This window comes from Alteromonas sp. ASW11-130 (assembly GCF_026183735.1).
Classification (GTDB): domain Bacteria; phylum Pseudomonadota; class Gammaproteobacteria; order Enterobacterales; family Alteromonadaceae; genus Alteromonas.
The window spans coordinates 1-15,028 of sequence record NZ_JAPFRE010000032.1 but is presented as its reverse complement, the minus strand read 5'-3'; the positions used below and the strand labels follow the sequence as shown (position 1 = coordinate 15,028).

Genomic DNA, 15,028 nt, shown 5'->3' with positions numbered 1-15,028 from the left:
GTTAAGGTTTTAGCATGCTTTTGCACTGTAGAAAAGTGGCTAACTTAAATATTCGAAAACGGAAAATGAAAATGCATAGAAATCAGACTAAAAATAGTATCGCGCACCCCACTAAAATAAGACCCGATGAAAAGCAGAATTGGAGGATGAAAATTTTTAAATTTTATATCGCAGCAATGACATTTAAATGATGTGCAGTTTTCGACTACCAGCCATTGATTCGTTGCCATGTAGCGTCGATGGTTTGGTCGTCAGATGTTACGTAATAATGAGAGTATTGCGCTGCAGTAGCACAGGCGTGTATAGGTAATATTCTCAATACATCACCGAACGAGAAGACCGCTTGGGGATCGAGGTTTTCTTTATGCCTTATGATACCATGCTCTTGGTTAGTTGATTCGACAAACCATCCCTTTAATAATTCCCCACTTTTGTTACATACTAAGCCGTAGCCACAATTATACGCTTGCCCACTCGTTCCGTTATCTCTCGATAAAGCCATCCAACCCGCGTCAATTAAAACCCCGTTTTCATCACAATGAAAGCCGATAACCGTCGTTAACACACTCATCGCGATATCATTGTAGGCGCATAGGTTCAAACCGGCCATAACACAATCAAAGGTAGCATAGACGCCAGCACGCAATTCCGTGACGCCTGTGTGAGATATGGGTGCAAGTATTGTGGGAGTGGAACCGACGGAAAGCATTTCACACTCTATTCCCTGCGCCCGCAAACGGTCAGCCGCATATAACACAGCATTACGTTCGGCCTCGGCGATACTACACTGTTCCTCAACTGTGAGTGCGGCATACGAAGCGCCGGCATGAGTCATTAGCCCCGCAAATCGAAGTGATTTAACGGCGGATATTTCGTCAGCGATATCTAGGAGTTCCTGAGAATCAGGTTTCACACCCGCTCGATGACTATCGCAATCAATTTCGATGGCAACGGGAATGAGGCTATCAGCGTGCGTTAGTGACCGGGACATTGCTTTTACCGCCGCAACTGAATCTACAATTACAGTTAGGTTAACGGCGCTATTGAGTAAAGTCTCGACTCTCGTAAGCTTATTTGGCGTAAGGGTCACAGCATAAAGAATGTCAGTATATCCTGCTTCTGCGAAACACGTTGCTTCCGCCAGCGTAGAAACGGTAATGGGCATAGGTGCGGGAGCATAAATACGTGCTGCTTCCAAACTCTTAAGTGTTTTTACATGCGGACGTAATGTTAGTTGCTGTTTTTCACAGATATCGAATACACGTTTCGCATTTTGTTCAAGTTTGTTCAGTTGAATTACACACGCGGGGGTAATGATTTGATCAAGTGCGGTCACTACACCACCAAAAAATGAAGTTGGAATAGATTTGTAGCGGCCAGTAACAGCATAGATAAAAACGTCATAATCATACCAGCAAAGCGCTGCCAACTAGCGCCGTCATGATGACGCAGTCCATAGGCATGCAATACTCTGCCAAATAACAGCGCCATTGCGCCTATGTGCATCACCGTATCCCAATGGCTGATGCTTTCTAAACATGCCAACATAATTAGAGTAATTGGAACATATTCATTGAAATTGGCGTGAACACGAGTAATACGCATCAAATCATGATTACCGCCATCTCCGATACCTATCCGCGCCTTTCGTCTTATCGCAATAACAGCCAGCGAAAGGTACAGGTAACACAGTCCGAGCAAACTTGCGTAAAATGCGGTGATGGGTAAACTCATTGGCACATCTCCCGGTGCGCTATTGATGTAATGCTAACGGTAACTTCTACGGCGTTTTCAGTCAATTAGATACAATGTGAAACAAAAAAAGCCGCCTACGCGACTTTTTCGATTAAGCAGTTAATTCAGCTGCTAATTTTTCTTTTACTTTTGCAACCGGCTGCGTTCCATCAATTTTGTGATAGACGCAGTTGCCTGCTTCTGCTTCTGCTTGATAGTAATCAACCAGAGGCTCAGTTTGCTCATGATAGACACCCAGACGTTTACGTACCGTACTTTCCTGATCATCGTCTCGTACGATCAAGTCTTCGCCAGTAATGTCATCCTTGCCCTCATTTTGTGGAGGGTTAAACACGACATGATATACACGGCCTGATGCAGGATGAACTCTACGCCCCGCCATGCGTTCGACTATCACGTCATCTGGAACATCAAATTCAATAACATGATCGATGGTAATACCAGCATCTTTCATAGCATCAGCTTGTGGAATAGTGCGCGGAAACCCATCAAGAAGAAACCCGTCTTTACAATCATCCTGCGCGATGCGCTCTTTTACCAGACCAATAATGATGTCATCGGAAACCAGTTTACCTTCATCCATCACTTGCTTGGCTTTCAGCCCAAGTTCGGTACCAGCTTTTATGGCTGAGCGAAGCATATCGCCGGTTGAAATTTGCGGAATACTAAACTTGTTCATCAAAAACTGTGCTTGCGTTCCTTTTCCGGCTCCTGGTGCGCCGAGAAGTATCATTCGCATGAGTGCATTCTCCACTTTTAATATTTCTGTCGGCACTTTACACACTCCATTCAAAAGTGACAAGCGAAACAAGGCTTTTTCACTTCCTTTTTAGGTGCCAACCTGCCCTATAAAAGTATCTTTATGTGTGTATCAATTAAAAATGGGCCATAAAGGCCCATTTCATGTACTTAAATTTACAGTTTACCCATTATTTAACTAAGTTCATTAATAATGTGTTCATGTTGCGTACAAAGCTTGAAGGATCTTTCAAACTGCCCTGCTCTGACAGCGCAGCCTGGTCGAACAGTACTTCAACCCACTGTTTAAACATTTCCTCATCCTGTACATCAGACAACATTTTGACTAGTTGATGTTCAGGGTTAAGTTCAAAGTGATACTTCACATCTGGCACTTGCTGACCCGCCGCCTGCATTAACTTAACCATCTGTGTGCTCATTCCATGCTCATCCGCTACTATACATGCAGGGGAGTCAGTTAATCGGTGGGTAAATTTGACTTCTTCAACTTTCTCGCCTAGCGCAGTTTTGGCTCTTTCTAAGACACCTTCAACCTGTTTTTCTGCTTCTTCTTGCGCTTTTTTAGTATCTTCATCGTCCAGTTCACCTAAATCTAAATTACCTTTAGAAATTGACTGGAAAGACTTTTCATTGAATTCGGTCAAGTGTTGCATCAACCATTCATCGATACGTTCGCCCAGCAATAGCACTTCGATGCCTTTTTTACGGAAGATTTCCAAATGTGGGCTCGTCTTAGCGGCTTGGTAACTGTCGGCCGTAACATAGTAGATTTTGTCCTGACCTTCTTTCATGCGGTCTATGTAATCTGCTAATGAAACGGTCTGCGCATCGGTATCGTTGTGAGTTGAAGAGAAACGTAAAAGGCCCGCGATCTTCTCACGATTACTGAAATCTTCAGCCGGCCCTTCTTTAAGCACGTTACCAAATTCGTTCCAGAAGGACTGGTATTGCTCTTTATCATTCTTCGCCATTTTCTCGAGCATTTGCAAAACACGTTTAGTACAGCCCTGACGAAGCGCCTGTGTTATTTTGTTGTCTTGCAGAATTTCGCGAGAAACATTCAGTGGAAGATCATTAGAGTCTAATAATCCCTTAACAAAACGCAGATAGGTAGGCATAAATTGTTCTGCGTCATCCATGATGAAAACGCGTTGGACATATAACTTTAAGCCATGGCTTTGTTCGCGGTTCCACATATCAAACGGGGCTTTAGAAGGAATATAGAGTAAACTGGTATACTCAGTTTTGCCCTCAACTTTGTTGTGCGCCCAAGTAAGAGGATCCGCAAAGTCATGGGAAACGTGCTTATAAAACTCTTTATATTCTTCATCAGAGATATCTGATTTATCGCGGGTCCACAAGGCTGTCGCCTTGTTAACACTTTCCCACTTACCAGGCTCAGCTGGGATTTTTTCCCCATCTGGACCATCTCGCTCAGCTACTTCATCTTTCCACATTTGCACTGGAATACTGATGTGATCAGAGTATTTACTTACAATTGAGCGTAAGCGCCATGTATCGGCAAATTCTTTCTCATCTTCGCGCAGGTGAAGAATAACCTCTGTTCCCCGGCTTGGTTTATTAATATCCGCGACAGTGAATTCACCTTCTCCATCTGAAATCCACTCTACACCTTGATCAGCTTTTTCACCTGCCGCACGAGTACGAACGGTTACCTTATCAGCAACAATAAATGCAGAATAAAATCCAACACCAAATTGGCCAATCAGCTGAGAATCTTTAGCGGAGTCGCCAGAAAGCTTGCTGAAGAAATCTTTCGTACCAGATTTGGCAATCGTACCCAAATTGGTGATAACATCATCGCGCGTCATACCAATGCCGTTATCGGCAATGGTTATGGTACCCGCCTCTTTGTCCACGCTGATTTTGACATTCAGATCGCCATCATCTTCATACAACGCATCATTTTCCAATGCTCTAAAACGAAGCTTGTCAGCCGCGTCGGCAGCATTTGATACGAGTTCTCGAAGAAATATTTCCTTGTTTGAGTACAAAGAATGGATCATTAAATTGAGAAGTTGTTTAACTTCGGTTTGGAAACCATGGGTTTCTTGATGGGCTGCTTCAGCCATAAACCAGATTCTCCTAGTTAAATAAGGTTGTTTCTATTAGTGAATTAGGAAATAAGGGCTAAGGTTGACAATTCAAGCAGCAAATTGTGTTTTTTATCTACTTTTAATCATTATTGATTAAATAGAAGAGGAATCGAGGCGTCGCCATCCATAAAACGAAAAGTTGGTGTAGCCTGCCCGAGAATCAGGCTGACTGCTTCATGTTTAAATTTCGGACTAAATGACCATTTTTGTCTTGTCATTGAACACCTCGTTATTGGTTACAATGCTACCACTTAAAACGGTGTTCGGGTTTAGTCTGCCATTAAACTGTTACTTAAGCGACAATAGTCTTAAGGTCAACTTTTAATACGTTTCTCCAAAATTATTTCCTCTAACTCAAAAATTGTATTTTCAGGCTCAGCGTAGCTTACAGGTAAAACTATATCTGGCTCTATCGGGTCATGACATTTCATTGCACCTGCTGAACGAGTAAATATAGCGGTTGGTATGGTAACTTCCAGATTTGAGCCAGCCAATAGAAATGGTTGAATTCTACCTGTAGTACATGACCTAACTCCAGTTCGTTGACCTACAATTAATGCTTGTTCAGCATCTTGAAATGCCGTTAGAAACAAAAATTGTTGATGAGTAACTCATTGGCCCCATTAATAAATAAGCTTTACCGGGAAGTTTTTGATTTTCTTTCCCTGATACGGGTATAAGCGGTTCATACGGGCCATCGACTATTGCGCCTAATTCACCTTTTGCAGGCCCTAACGTTAAATTACGTTCAGTGAGGCGAATTTTATATTTAGATATAAATGGAAATGGCTTTGAGGCGACATAAGGCGAAATACCTCTTTGCCAGTAATGATCCGTTCCGCCAGGGTTGGTACGTACATCTATAATAACGTCTTGAACTTTTGCTTGTTTAAATGCCAGCCAAGTCTCTTCCATAAACTTAAAAAATGATTCTTCAAGGTAAGGAGGATAATAGAATCTATCAATACGCAAATAGCCAATATTGTTATTTAAAACCTTTCGACTAAGAAAGTCATCTATGGTGAAGGTAGATTTATCACTCTCGCCAAAGACTCCATCAACCAAAATCTCGCGCCGCTTAGAACCACTATATATTTCAAAGTGATAAGCATCTGAATCTCCAAACATTAGCCCATAGTGGCTAACGACTTTACACAATGAGGTAAAAGCACCAATAGCAAATGCTATAGAGTTGTCTAGCGGCCCGATTGTCTATGCATTGCAAAGCAAAAAAACAGGATCCGGGTCGGGGACTCGAAAAAAGCGACTTCAAATTCTATGTACTAGCTTTGGTAAGTAAGCTTGTTCTTAAGTCGACAGCTTCGCTTGCGACGGATTATCCAAAGGCAAAGCATTCCAGTCGCGAAGACTAACCCGCTGGCGGGCGCAGGTACCTTCTGTACTATTCGCTCGAACGGAAACTGGTTCATATCCGTGAAAACATCCGACCAGATGACTACATCGCGAAATACACCACCAACTTTCCGTCGCCAATCCACACCGACTCTGAATTTTCCCGTTTTAAGGGCATCGGCAAGTACATAGTCGCTGTCAAACGAAAAGATTTCCGAATTACCATCCAGCAGCAGCGGATTCCTCCCGTTATCGAAAACGGACCAGACAAAACTCGACTTCGTTGCGTCTATGACAGGATCTGGCCAAGGTCCTGTGGTGGGACCGAAATCCTCATACTCCCAAGGATCAGTCACATCACCTGGCAGTCCCTCGACATGTAGACTACGAATCTCTCCCTTTGGCGGACCCTTAGTGTCATCCCGCGTCACCTTGAAGTTCCATTGCCAGTCGTTCAAGTCGTCTTCCACATCCAACTCAATAATAGCATTACCAATTTGGATTATGTGTGCGAAGGTGTAGGATGGAAACGTAATCCATAATGCTGTCAAAATTGCTATGGTTTTGATGCATCTGTTCATAATGATTTCCCCAATTGGGCTGTTTGAATTACAAGTAATCGAAAATCACAGATCTCAAGCGCAGATTGCTCTTGAGTACTACTCCAATTATAGTTGCTGTAGTCTATTTATGCTCATTGATAGAAACAACGAATGACCCGATTGTTACTTACCCTGCACTATCATCATGCAACCAGATGAATCGGTAAGGCTTTTCGAATCGCGTGGTAGAAAGTAAAGCGAACCGCAGCTATGCAATAAGCAAAGCACACGATAGGGGCGTCAGCTGGAAGTTCCGCAAGACTCAAAACGGTCATACAAACTGCAGAAATAAATACTAACTGATATCTTGACTGCGACAAAGTCGCTCGGTAATTAGCCCGACAGTTTCCCTTGGTAATCACACAAATCCATATTAATGCATTCCGCTTTTTCTATCTTGATGCGGCTTTTAGAGAGTGCGACGTCCCGAGAAAGCATGGGTAAGTGTGTTGCCGTCAATATATTCTAGCTCCCCCCCTACAGGCACTCCATGAGCTATTCGGCTCGCTTTTACGTTGTACTTGGCACATAACTGGGCAATATAATGTGCTGTAGCCTCCCCTTCAACTGTTGGGTTAGTGGCTAATATAACTTCATTAATGGGTTTGTCTTTCAACTGAGATTCGAAGACTGTTAGTCCTATTTCGTCTGGCCCTATTCCGTCAATTGGGGAAAGGTGACCCATTAGGACAAAATAAGTCCCTTCAAAAGCCATAGTTTGCTCCACGGCGAGCACATCCTGAGGGCTTTCAACGATACATAAAATACCGGCTGTACTCCGTTGAGGGTGCGCGCATATATCACAAAGTTCTTTTTCGGTAAAAGTTCTGCATTGACTGCAATGACGGATATGCTCCATGGCATTGTGCAAAATTGCGCTTAGCTTCAGCGCCCCCTCACGATTTCGTTCGAGTAAGTGAAAAGCCATGCGTTGGGCACTTTTCTTACCTACGCCTGGAAGGCAGGTAAGCGAGTCGATTAACTCGCTTAATAAGGGACTGAACTTCATAGATTAAAACGGCATTTTGAAGCCAGGAGGCATTTGCATACCGCCCGTAACTGACCCCATTTTTTCTTTACTGGTTTCCTGTATACGTCTGACGCCATCATTAAATGCAGCTGCCATCAGATCTTCCAGCATTTCTTTGTCGTCATCCATCAGGCTTGGATCAATCTCAACCCGACGTACATTGTGGTTGCAGGTAAGGGTAACTTTTACCATTCCTGCACCGGATTCGCCGGTCACTTCAATATTAGCAAGTTCTTCCTGGGCTTTTTGCATGCGCTCTTGCATTTGTTGCGCCTGCTTCATGATATTTCCCATTCCACCTTTAAACATAATTTCACCTGTTAAATTTAATTGTAATGATGTAACGCTATCGGGCTCTGATTGATTCGAGCAAGACTTTGCCAGAAAATGTATTTAGCAATGTCTGAATCGCTTCATCTTTTTCAAATACCGCTTCAGCATGGGTTTGTCGCATTGCGTTAACGTCTTGCTGAAGAGAAAATGGTGTTCTGGCGGGTTTACCTGTATTAACTACTAGTTTTACATTTTCATTTAATACGTTACAGAGTGCTTCTTGTAACTGTCCCGTTGAACTCTCGTTAATTAAATGCGACTGACTCTCGTCGATTTCAAGGGTAACTATATTTCCTTGTCGCTCAAATGACGCGTGCAATGCAAGCTGCTTTAACAACCCCGCTATGCCCATCTGTTCAACCTGAGCACTCCAGTTATCAATTTGACTAGCATGCAAAAGCTTTTCACCATTTTCTAAATAAGCAGTTAATGGTCCTTGATAATTGCCTGGGGATTTGAATTCCACTTCGTCCGATATTAGAGGCCTTATGTCTTCGTCGGCGGCTATTGGCGCATCGGACAATGGCTCTGACTGCTCTTTCGCTGAAATATCCTCCGTCACCCACGGTGGCACGTCATTATCTGGGGTTACTAATTCAGAGTCGGCAAGCTTTACTGCTTGAGATTCAGTTTGCGGCGTAGAAGTCTCTTCATCGCCATCATTTTTAACATTCGCTGAATTTCTTAGCTCACTTAAACTGGCAACAGGCGTTGCCGCCTCAGACTTTTTTACCGCAGCTGCATTCTCCTCTTCAGTCTTTGCTTTTAAACGCTTTCTAAGCGCGAGCATTTCTTCAACGGAAGATAGCGAGCTTTGGGATGATTGAGCGGGTTCAGTCGACTTTACAGCAGCAGAGGTTGACGGTGGGGTAGAATTTTTATCCACATTTTGTTCAAAAGCATCATCTTCTTCACCCGGAGAATTAAAAGCCATTCCTTCTACAGAAGCCGCCGTTTGCCGCAATGAGCTTTCTCTTAACTGTGCTGCTTGTGCTTCGATTGCATCAACTTGTTGATGCAACGATTCAGTATTATCTGTTTCTTCGGAATCGAGCATGGATGCAGGTTCTCCACCATCGCTTTGGCGAGATTCCAATTCGTTCATAGGTTGTTCAACCGAAGTGTTAGGCTGGGCCGCTTCGATAATTGGCTGGGTATTTTCAAGTCCTGCAACCGGTGCAAAAGACATCATTCTCAACAATGTCATTTCCAAGCCACTGCGACCGTCCACTGCATAAGGTAAATCCTTCTTACCTTGCAAAGTGATCTGATACATTAACTGCACTACTTCAGGTGCGAGGCCCTTGGCTAACTGATAAATCATCTTGGCGGATGTGGTTTCCAGTTTACACGCTTCGGGTACCCATTGAGTCAACGCTATTTGATGAATTAAACTGCTTAATTCCGCTAAGATTTGGTTGTAATCAGGTGCCTGGCTCGACATATCTTCGACAATCGCCAACACATCTTCAGCATTTTTACTGGTAATTGCCACCAATAACTTGAGCACTTGATTTCGGTCCATTAAACCTAGCATGTCACTAACAACCTTCGCCGAGACCTGATTGTTGCCCTGAGCAATTGCTTGATCGGTTAAGCTGAGTGCGTCACGCATACTTCCTTGCGCTGCTCTAGCGAGCAAGCCCAAGGCGTTAGTTTCAAAGCTTACACTTTCTTGATCCAGAATATACTCAAGCTGACTGCTTATTTGTTCTCTAGAAAGCGACTTTAAATTAAACTGAAGACAACGCGATAGTATTGTTATAGGGAGTTTTTGTGGATCGGTGGTTGCTAACAAAAACTTTACGTGCGGAGGAGGTTCTTCAAGCGTCTTAAGCAACGCATTAAAGCTATGCTTGGAAAGCATGTGGACTTCGTCAATAAGATAAACTTTGAAGCGACCGCGGGTGGGCTTATACTGGACATTATCCAAAAGTTCACGGGTATCTTCCACTTTAGTGCGAGAAGCAGCGTCGATTTCGAGAAGATCGACATAATTTCCTTGTTCTATCTCAATGCAAGTGTGGCATTGACCACACGGATTTGCGCCTTGCCCCTCTTCGCAGTTTAAACTCTTTGAAAAAATTCTGGCAATGGTAGTTTTACCTACACCTCGAGTTCCTGTGAATAGATAAGCATGATGCAGTCGATTATTTTCGAGCGCATTGATAATGGCAGTTTTCACATGTTCCTGCCCTACTAATTCACCGAACTTACCGGGGCGCCATTTTCGCGCCAGAACCTGATAACTCATAGACTATCGCTACCCTTAATCGCCTTCAAATTCACAAATTGTGAACGGGGTGACGCCTGTTTCTTTTAGCCTTTCATACCCACCCAAATCGGGTAAGCCAATGATAAAGCCAGCATGTTCGACAATGCCACCCAATGCACGAATTAAATTGGCCGATGCTGTCATGGTACCACCAGTAGCAAGAAGATCATCTATTAATAAGACTTTTTCCCCTGGTTTGACGGCGTCTTTATGGATTTCTAAAGTATCCATTCCGTATTCAAGTTCATAACTTTCAGACACTACTTCACGAGGTAGTTTGTTTGGTTTGCGAACGGGTATAAAGCCAATTTCCATCGCTAGGGCCAATGGCGCGCCAAATAAAAAACCTCGCGCTTCGGTCCCAGCTACTTTGTCAAATCCCATACCATCGAATTGTTCTTTTAATAATTGTATGCAAGCATGAAACGCTTCGTGATCCTCAAGAACACTGGTTACATCCCTAAACATAACGCCTTCTTTGGGATAGTCAGGCACAGTCTTAACGACTGACTTAATGTATTCAGCTGTCACAATAAAAACCTATTACTTTTTACTATTTTTCTTACTAAAACCAGAAAGTGAACCAGCCGGTTATGATATGCATTAATGGAAGTGCCACTAGCACAGCAACAATGGCGAAGAAATACCACCAATTGAAAGGTTCGTTAAACTCTATATTATCAGCCATATGATTTACTCGAAAGTTGATAAAACAAAAGACTGTGAATGGTAATCGAAACCTCACAGGATTGACAGCCCTTCTATCAAAGATAGTGCCTTTTTCCTTTCATTTACAGATATAGTTGAAGAATAAAAATACAATTTAAACCGGAAGTAAAATACCTTTTTCTAGCATGTCGGCAATAGTTAGCTCCATGCCGGCTGCAATCGTCGCTGGATCAACAGATGGCATTGCTTTAATAGCCTTGTTTTTTAAAGATTGCAGGCTTGTTCCTGTTTCGCTTTCTATTAGTATCTGCAAAACATAAGCCGTAGCAGGCGCCAGCTTACTGAATTGAACATCACAAGATTTATCCCGATACACTACATAATAGTGAAGTTCTGATGATTTCCTCGGTTGATTCATTGATGAGATTTGATGTACAGGAAATGGATAACTTACCAGAGTAGCAAGTGGAGATAATTTAACGCTACTGACTTTTTCGTTGCTTTTAGCAAATCTAACTTCAACATCTCGAATGCTAATAGCTAACTCTAACCACTCATAATGGGCCAAGCTCACTGTAAAAATAGGTAATTGGTGTTTTTCTAAATCAAGTTCAATGAGATAATTTAAAAACGCTTCACTAATAGCTATAAAATAAGGCGATTTACATTCCCATGTTTGGAAAAAATCCCTTACCAACTCTCGCCACTTTTTGTTATCAATAATACTTTTCAATACAGGAAAGCCGCTATCGACAAAATTCAGAATATTGTTGAATAACAGAGACTGATAGATACCTACCCTGCGGTAGAGCTCATGATCACCTTTAATCGGCACTCCTGAACGCACAGAAGATACGAATTTATGCTGAATCTGCTGAAAGGCTAACGTCATAACAAATCGACTTCATTGGTCATTTTAGCTTTAACAAAACGTTCCTGTAATAGTTTTATTCTGTTTACTTCGCTAAGCAACTGAGATAAAGGTGGAATATTGAAGTCCCGTTCCAGTAAAGTGGGAAATACTCCATGCGTTTTATAAGCAAAGTGTAAAAGCTCCCACACTGGTTCAATTACATCCGCCCCATGGGTATCGACCTTTAAATCATCGGCTTCATCATAATGGCCCGCGATATGCCCATATACAATTTTTTCTGAAGGTAAAGCTTCTATAAACTGATAGGGGTCATAGCAATGATTAATACTGTTTACATAGACATTGTTTACGTCCAACAATAACTGACAACCTGTTTCTGCTATCACAGCGTTGATAAATTCAAGCTCAGACAAACGAGGCTCTGGAGCCAGATAGTATGAAACGTTTTCTAATACAAGTGGCCTTTCTATAATATCCTGCACAACTTTAATTCGTTCAGCCACATAGTTGACGGCATCATCAGTGAATGGAATAGGCATTAAGTCATAAAGATGACCTTCTAACGAACAGTAGCTCAAATGCTCGCTATATAGCGAGATATCATAGGTGTGTAAAAATTCTTTTATTGATTTTACAAAATCGATATCAAGAGGATCTGGGCTGCCGATAGATAAAGACAGCCCATGAGTAGTAATAGGTCGTTGTGACGCACATTGTTGGAACTGCTGTTTAAACCGCCCTCCAATGGGGATCCAATTCTCCGGAGCAACTTCTAAAAAATCTACTTGAGATGGAACTTCTGGTAATAGCTGATCCAACATCTCGCGCCGCAAACCTAATCCAGCCCCTTCAATATGCTTCACATTTTCTCCAACATTAAACGTTTCGGGGGTAACAAATGACTATATCCCGCCACATTTACCTTCACCACATTTTCCTTCATGTTTATCTTTGCTTTTTTGTTTGTGCTTACCTTCTCCATCTTTCCCTACATGCTTATGCTTATCGCCTCCACATTTACCTTCACCACACTTCCCTTCATGTTTTGCTTTATCTCCGCCGCACTTGCCTTCACCACATTTCCCTTCGTGTTTCGCTTTGTCTCCGCCGCACTTACCTTCACCGCATTTTCCTTCAGGGGCTTCTTGAACATAACCTGAGGACAAATGTTCCATACCAAATGGATTTTCATCCGCTAAAACCTGGCCACCACTTAGTGAGGTCAATGCCGCTAAACCAAACGCGCTTGCAGCTATCTTTGAATTTTGCTTCATCATTCTTTCTCCGGACAATTAATTTATGGGCGTCAATCAAAAGACCGCTCCGACGACTTTTATATTTCACAATAATTCATTTTTCGAAAAATTTATTATTTACCGGCTAGGTGAGCTGCCTGATGCGATAACATTATTAAATTTGTGAAAAGAACCTTGCTTAAATTCAGATTGTGAATTTATCTTATACGAACCATTCAATAGTAACATTTAACTTCTGAGGCGTGTATTTAACGCTTCGGTGAAATCGCTAGCAATGAATTGTAAACAAAGGAGTCAGTTCCATGAGTTTAAAAAAGATCGTTCGCTCTACCACTTTTTTGGCAACGTTTTTTTGTACTTCTACTGCATTTTCGGCAGAGTCGAGCGTAACGGGAGAATACAAGGTAGTGTATGGTCATGTAAAAACGATGGAAGTTTCAAACCCGGTTGCAGGAGAATCACCAGAGCAAATCGGGCGCTTTTCAGTTTGGCTGGTTAAAGCTAACTGGAAAAACTTATCCGCTGAGGAAAAAATGCGTTCGAAATACATCATTCGCTTACGTGGTACATTACGTGGACTAGTCAATCCACGGGATTTCACCGCAAGACATATCATGGTTGGTGATAATAGAGACTATGTTATACGCAGCGATGGTGATCAGTTAATACCTATTTCTGGGGACCCATTCTGTTCTTCAGGTGAACCTATGCAAGTCAAAGAACAAGTTAACCTTGTATCAGCCTCAGGAATCTACGGTAACCTGACAAGCGGGACAATTATGTTAGAAGGACAGGTTAACAATTGTCCCCATTTGGAAGGCTTTGGTAAAAATGATTTTACCGTGATTCCTAATCAAGGTATTGTTATTTTTGATTAGACACCCACTATTTAGGCTTTTAATGCTAAGTCAAATGGCCAGTTATATTTTACATTTTTGAAAAAATCACTGGCTATTTTGATTTAAGTACTTTACTCCAAATTTGCATATAGTTTGAGCACCTCGAACACCCCATCTAAGTCCGTATTTTAAAAGATAAGTGCATTTGTCCCCGACACGTCTCCTTTCCAACAGTCGCAATGGGTAAAACCCATACGCGCTCTTTATGCTTAAATATTTTTTAATTCACTTGTTGAATTTATGTTAATTAGTTAGTAATCTTTTTTCGATATGATTAGCATATCAATCATAAATACCATCTATATTAAGGAAGAGAGTATGAAAAAATTATTAGCTTGTGCTTTATTACTATCCGCTGGCGCTGCGTTTAATGCTAACGCTGCATCTATGACGTGCGAAGTTTCAGTTACTGGTAGTCAGAGTTCTTCACAATCATGGGATGGTGGTTGTTTTGGGTTTGATTATTCTTTCCGTAATTCAACCAACGGTACGTTTGACATCCTTCCTCAAGGTGAAGCTATAGACGACGTCCTGTGGCTTGAAGGATGTAGTGCTCCGGATGGTGCAATGTCATGTTCAACAACGATCAGAGCATATGGACCGAATAAAGTCCGCGCGTTGGTGCTGAAAACTGACGGTAGTTATGAATATGTCGAAGCACGAGCACATTACGAGTCTGGTCATTAATCTGTAGGATTGATACATAACAGAACGCATCTTTGGCTAGTTTTAGTCGGTAATTATGGCTTCACTACTTTAGAAGAGCGTGAGTGTGAGGCAGGAATCTAACCTATTTTATTCACTATTAGCGCTTTTTTTGTAGGTATTAGAAGCTGTAGTTAGTTTGCACGACACGTCGGACTTAATTGTACAGATTTAGGCTATGATTAAGTACGAATTGGTGTTAAGAAAGTGCGTTGTTTTAACCGGCGTGAAATAAGATCTATTCGTCTGACCACAACGCATATTGTAAAAATCCGGCAAGAGTCGCCTAGCACGAGATAATACTCGGATGTATCACCCACAAATACGAAAAAAGGCCATCCATATGGATAGCCTTTTCTCTTAATGGGAGTTTGGCGGTGTGCTACTCTCACATGGGGAGA

The 15,028-nt window shown here is 42.2% G+C and carries 18 protein-coding genes; 2 read left to right on the top strand and 16 right to left on the bottom strand.

Annotated elements, in window-relative coordinates; genetic code table 11:
- Positions 1–205 precede the first annotated feature (205 nt).
- From OPS28_RS11930 to OPS28_RS11860, 15 genes are all read right to left on the bottom strand, one after another.
- Positions 206–1,336 (bottom strand): alanine racemase, encoded by a 1,131-nt coding sequence (locus OPS28_RS11930; RefSeq protein WP_265609693.1) that lies wholly within the window; start codon positions 1,334–1,336, stop codon positions 206–208.
- Positions 1,336–1,734 (bottom strand): MAPEG family protein, encoded by a 399-nt coding sequence (locus OPS28_RS11925; protein ID WP_265609692.1) that lies wholly within the window; start codon positions 1,732–1,734, stop codon positions 1,336–1,338. Before OPS28_RS11925 ends, OPS28_RS11930 begins: the two co-directional genes overlap by 1 nt.
- Positions 1,735–1,846: 112 nt before the next feature.
- Positions 1,847–2,494 carry an adenylate kinase gene (adk, locus tag OPS28_RS11920; RefSeq protein ID WP_265609691.1) on the bottom strand — a complete coding sequence of 216 codons (648 nt, stop codon included), beginning with the start codon at positions 2,492–2,494 and terminating at the stop codon, positions 1,847–1,849.
- Positions 2,495–2,684: 190 nt separating this feature from the next.
- Positions 2,685–4,607, bottom strand: coding sequence for a molecular chaperone HtpG (gene htpG / locus OPS28_RS11915; RefSeq protein ID WP_265609690.1), 1,923 nt, complete (start codon positions 4,605–4,607; stop codon positions 2,685–2,687).
- A gap of 110 nt (positions 4,608–4,717) precedes the next feature.
- A complete protein-coding gene (locus tag OPS28_RS11910) occupies positions 4,718–4,849 on the bottom strand; it encodes a hypothetical protein (protein ID WP_265609689.1) in 132 nt (43 codons plus the stop codon).
- A 346-nt stretch (positions 4,850–5,195) separates the two neighbouring features.
- Positions 5,196–5,759, bottom strand: coding sequence for a S41 family peptidase (locus OPS28_RS11905; protein WP_265609688.1), 564 nt, complete (start codon positions 5,757–5,759; stop codon positions 5,196–5,198).
- 155 nt (positions 5,760–5,914) lie between these two features.
- Positions 5,915–6,565: a hypothetical protein gene (locus tag OPS28_RS11900; RefSeq protein WP_265609687.1), complete on the bottom strand. Its 651-nt coding sequence runs from the start codon at positions 6,563–6,565 to the stop codon at positions 5,915–5,917.
- A 430-nt stretch (positions 6,566–6,995) separates the two neighbouring features.
- Positions 6,996–7,595, bottom strand: a complete 600-nt coding sequence (gene recR, locus OPS28_RS11895) for a recombination mediator RecR (RefSeq protein ID WP_265609686.1) — start codon at positions 7,593–7,595, stop codon at positions 6,996–6,998.
- 3 nt (positions 7,596–7,598) lie between these two features.
- Positions 7,599–7,925 (bottom strand): YbaB/EbfC family nucleoid-associated protein, encoded by a 327-nt coding sequence (locus OPS28_RS11890; protein ID WP_265609685.1) that lies wholly within the window; start codon positions 7,923–7,925, stop codon positions 7,599–7,601.
- Between the two features lie 37 nt (positions 7,926–7,962).
- Positions 7,963–10,203 carry a DNA polymerase III subunit gamma/tau gene (gene dnaX / locus OPS28_RS11885; RefSeq protein WP_265609684.1) on the bottom strand — a complete coding sequence of 747 codons (2,241 nt, stop codon included), beginning with the start codon at positions 10,201–10,203 and terminating at the stop codon, positions 7,963–7,965.
- 15 nt (positions 10,204–10,218) lie between these two features.
- Complete coding sequence (gene apt / locus OPS28_RS11880; protein ID WP_265609683.1) at positions 10,219–10,755, bottom strand: adenine phosphoribosyltransferase; 537 nt, start codon at positions 10,753–10,755, stop codon at positions 10,219–10,221.
- Positions 10,756–10,789: 34 nt separating this feature from the next.
- Positions 10,790–10,912: a hypothetical protein gene (locus tag OPS28_RS11875; protein WP_265609682.1), complete on the bottom strand. Its 123-nt coding sequence runs from the start codon at positions 10,910–10,912 to the stop codon at positions 10,790–10,792.
- 135 nt (positions 10,913–11,047) lie between these two features.
- Positions 11,048–11,785: an HvfC family RiPP maturation protein gene (locus tag OPS28_RS11870; RefSeq protein WP_265609681.1), complete on the bottom strand. Its 738-nt coding sequence runs from the start codon at positions 11,783–11,785 to the stop codon at positions 11,048–11,050.
- On the bottom strand, positions 11,782–12,630 hold the full coding sequence (locus OPS28_RS11865) for an HvfB family MNIO-type RiPP peptide maturase (protein ID WP_265609680.1): 849 nt from the start codon (positions 12,628–12,630) through the stop codon (positions 11,782–11,784). The genes OPS28_RS11870 and OPS28_RS11865 overlap by 4 nt, the downstream gene beginning before the upstream one ends.
- 39 nt (positions 12,631–12,669) lie before the next feature.
- A complete protein-coding gene (locus tag OPS28_RS11860; RefSeq protein ID WP_265609679.1) occupies positions 12,670–13,044 on the bottom strand; it encodes an HvfA family oxazolone/thioamide-modified RiPP metallophore in 375 nt (124 codons plus the stop codon).
- A gap of 281 nt (positions 13,045–13,325) precedes the next feature.
- Here OPS28_RS11860 and OPS28_RS11855 point away from each other — a divergent pair, with 281 nt between their 5' ends.
- Positions 13,326–13,901, top strand: a complete 576-nt coding sequence (locus OPS28_RS11855; protein WP_265609678.1) for a hypothetical protein — start codon at positions 13,326–13,328, stop codon at positions 13,899–13,901.
- 339 nt (positions 13,902–14,240) lie between these two features.
- Positions 14,241–14,609 carry a hypothetical protein gene (locus OPS28_RS11850; RefSeq protein WP_265609677.1) on the top strand — a complete coding sequence of 123 codons (369 nt, stop codon included), beginning with the start codon at positions 14,241–14,243 and terminating at the stop codon, positions 14,607–14,609.
- Between the two features lie 200 nt (positions 14,610–14,809).
- Here OPS28_RS11850 and OPS28_RS11845 read toward each other — a convergent pair.
- On the bottom strand, positions 14,810–15,028 hold a 219-nt coding region (locus tag OPS28_RS11845; RefSeq protein WP_265609676.1), incomplete at its 5' end, for a hypothetical protein.

What these genes read in the sequence shown, in the direction of transcription:
- OPS28_RS11925 (WP_265609692.1), bottom strand. Translation starts at nt 1,734, where the DNA reads ATGAGTTTACCCATCACCGCATTTTACGCAAGTTTGCTCGGACTGTGT.
- adk (WP_265609691.1), bottom strand. Translation starts at nt 2,494, where the DNA reads ATGCGAATGATACTTCTCGGCGCACCAGGAGCCGGAAAAGGAACGCAA.
- htpG (WP_265609690.1), bottom strand. Translation starts at nt 4,607, where the DNA reads ATGGCTGAAGCAGCCCATCAAGAAACCCATGGTTTCCAAACCGAAGTT.
- OPS28_RS11910 (WP_265609689.1), bottom strand. Translation starts at nt 4,849, where the DNA reads ATGACAAGACAAAAATGGTCATTTAGTCCGAAATTTAAACATGAAGCA.
- OPS28_RS11905 (WP_265609688.1), bottom strand. Translation starts at nt 5,759, where the DNA reads ATGTTTGGAGATTCAGATGCTTATCACTTTGAAATATATAGTGGTTCT.
- OPS28_RS11900 (WP_265609687.1), bottom strand. Translation starts at nt 6,565, where the DNA reads ATGAACAGATGCATCAAAACCATAGCAATTTTGACAGCATTATGGATT.
- recR (WP_265609686.1), bottom strand. Translation starts at nt 7,595, where the DNA reads ATGAAGTTCAGTCCCTTATTAAGCGAGTTAATCGACTCGCTTACCTGC.
- OPS28_RS11890 (WP_265609685.1), bottom strand. Translation starts at nt 7,925, where the DNA reads ATGTTTAAAGGTGGAATGGGAAATATCATGAAGCAGGCGCAACAAATG.
- dnaX (WP_265609684.1), bottom strand. Translation starts at nt 10,203, where the DNA reads ATGAGTTATCAGGTTCTGGCGCGAAAATGGCGCCCCGGTAAGTTCGGT.
- OPS28_RS11875 (WP_265609682.1), bottom strand. Translation starts at nt 10,912, where the DNA reads ATGGCTGATAATATAGAGTTTAACGAACCTTTCAATTGGTGGTATTTC.
- OPS28_RS11870 (WP_265609681.1), bottom strand. Translation starts at nt 11,785, where the DNA reads ATGACGTTAGCCTTTCAGCAGATTCAGCATAAATTCGTATCTTCTGTG.
- OPS28_RS11860 (WP_265609679.1), bottom strand. Translation starts at nt 13,044, where the DNA reads ATGATGAAGCAAAATTCAAAGATAGCTGCAAGCGCGTTTGGTTTAGCG.
- OPS28_RS11855 (WP_265609678.1), top strand. Translation starts at nt 13,326, where the DNA reads ATGAGTTTAAAAAAGATCGTTCGCTCTACCACTTTTTTGGCAACGTTT.
- OPS28_RS11850 (WP_265609677.1), top strand. Translation starts at nt 14,241, where the DNA reads ATGAAAAAATTATTAGCTTGTGCTTTATTACTATCCGCTGGCGCTGCG.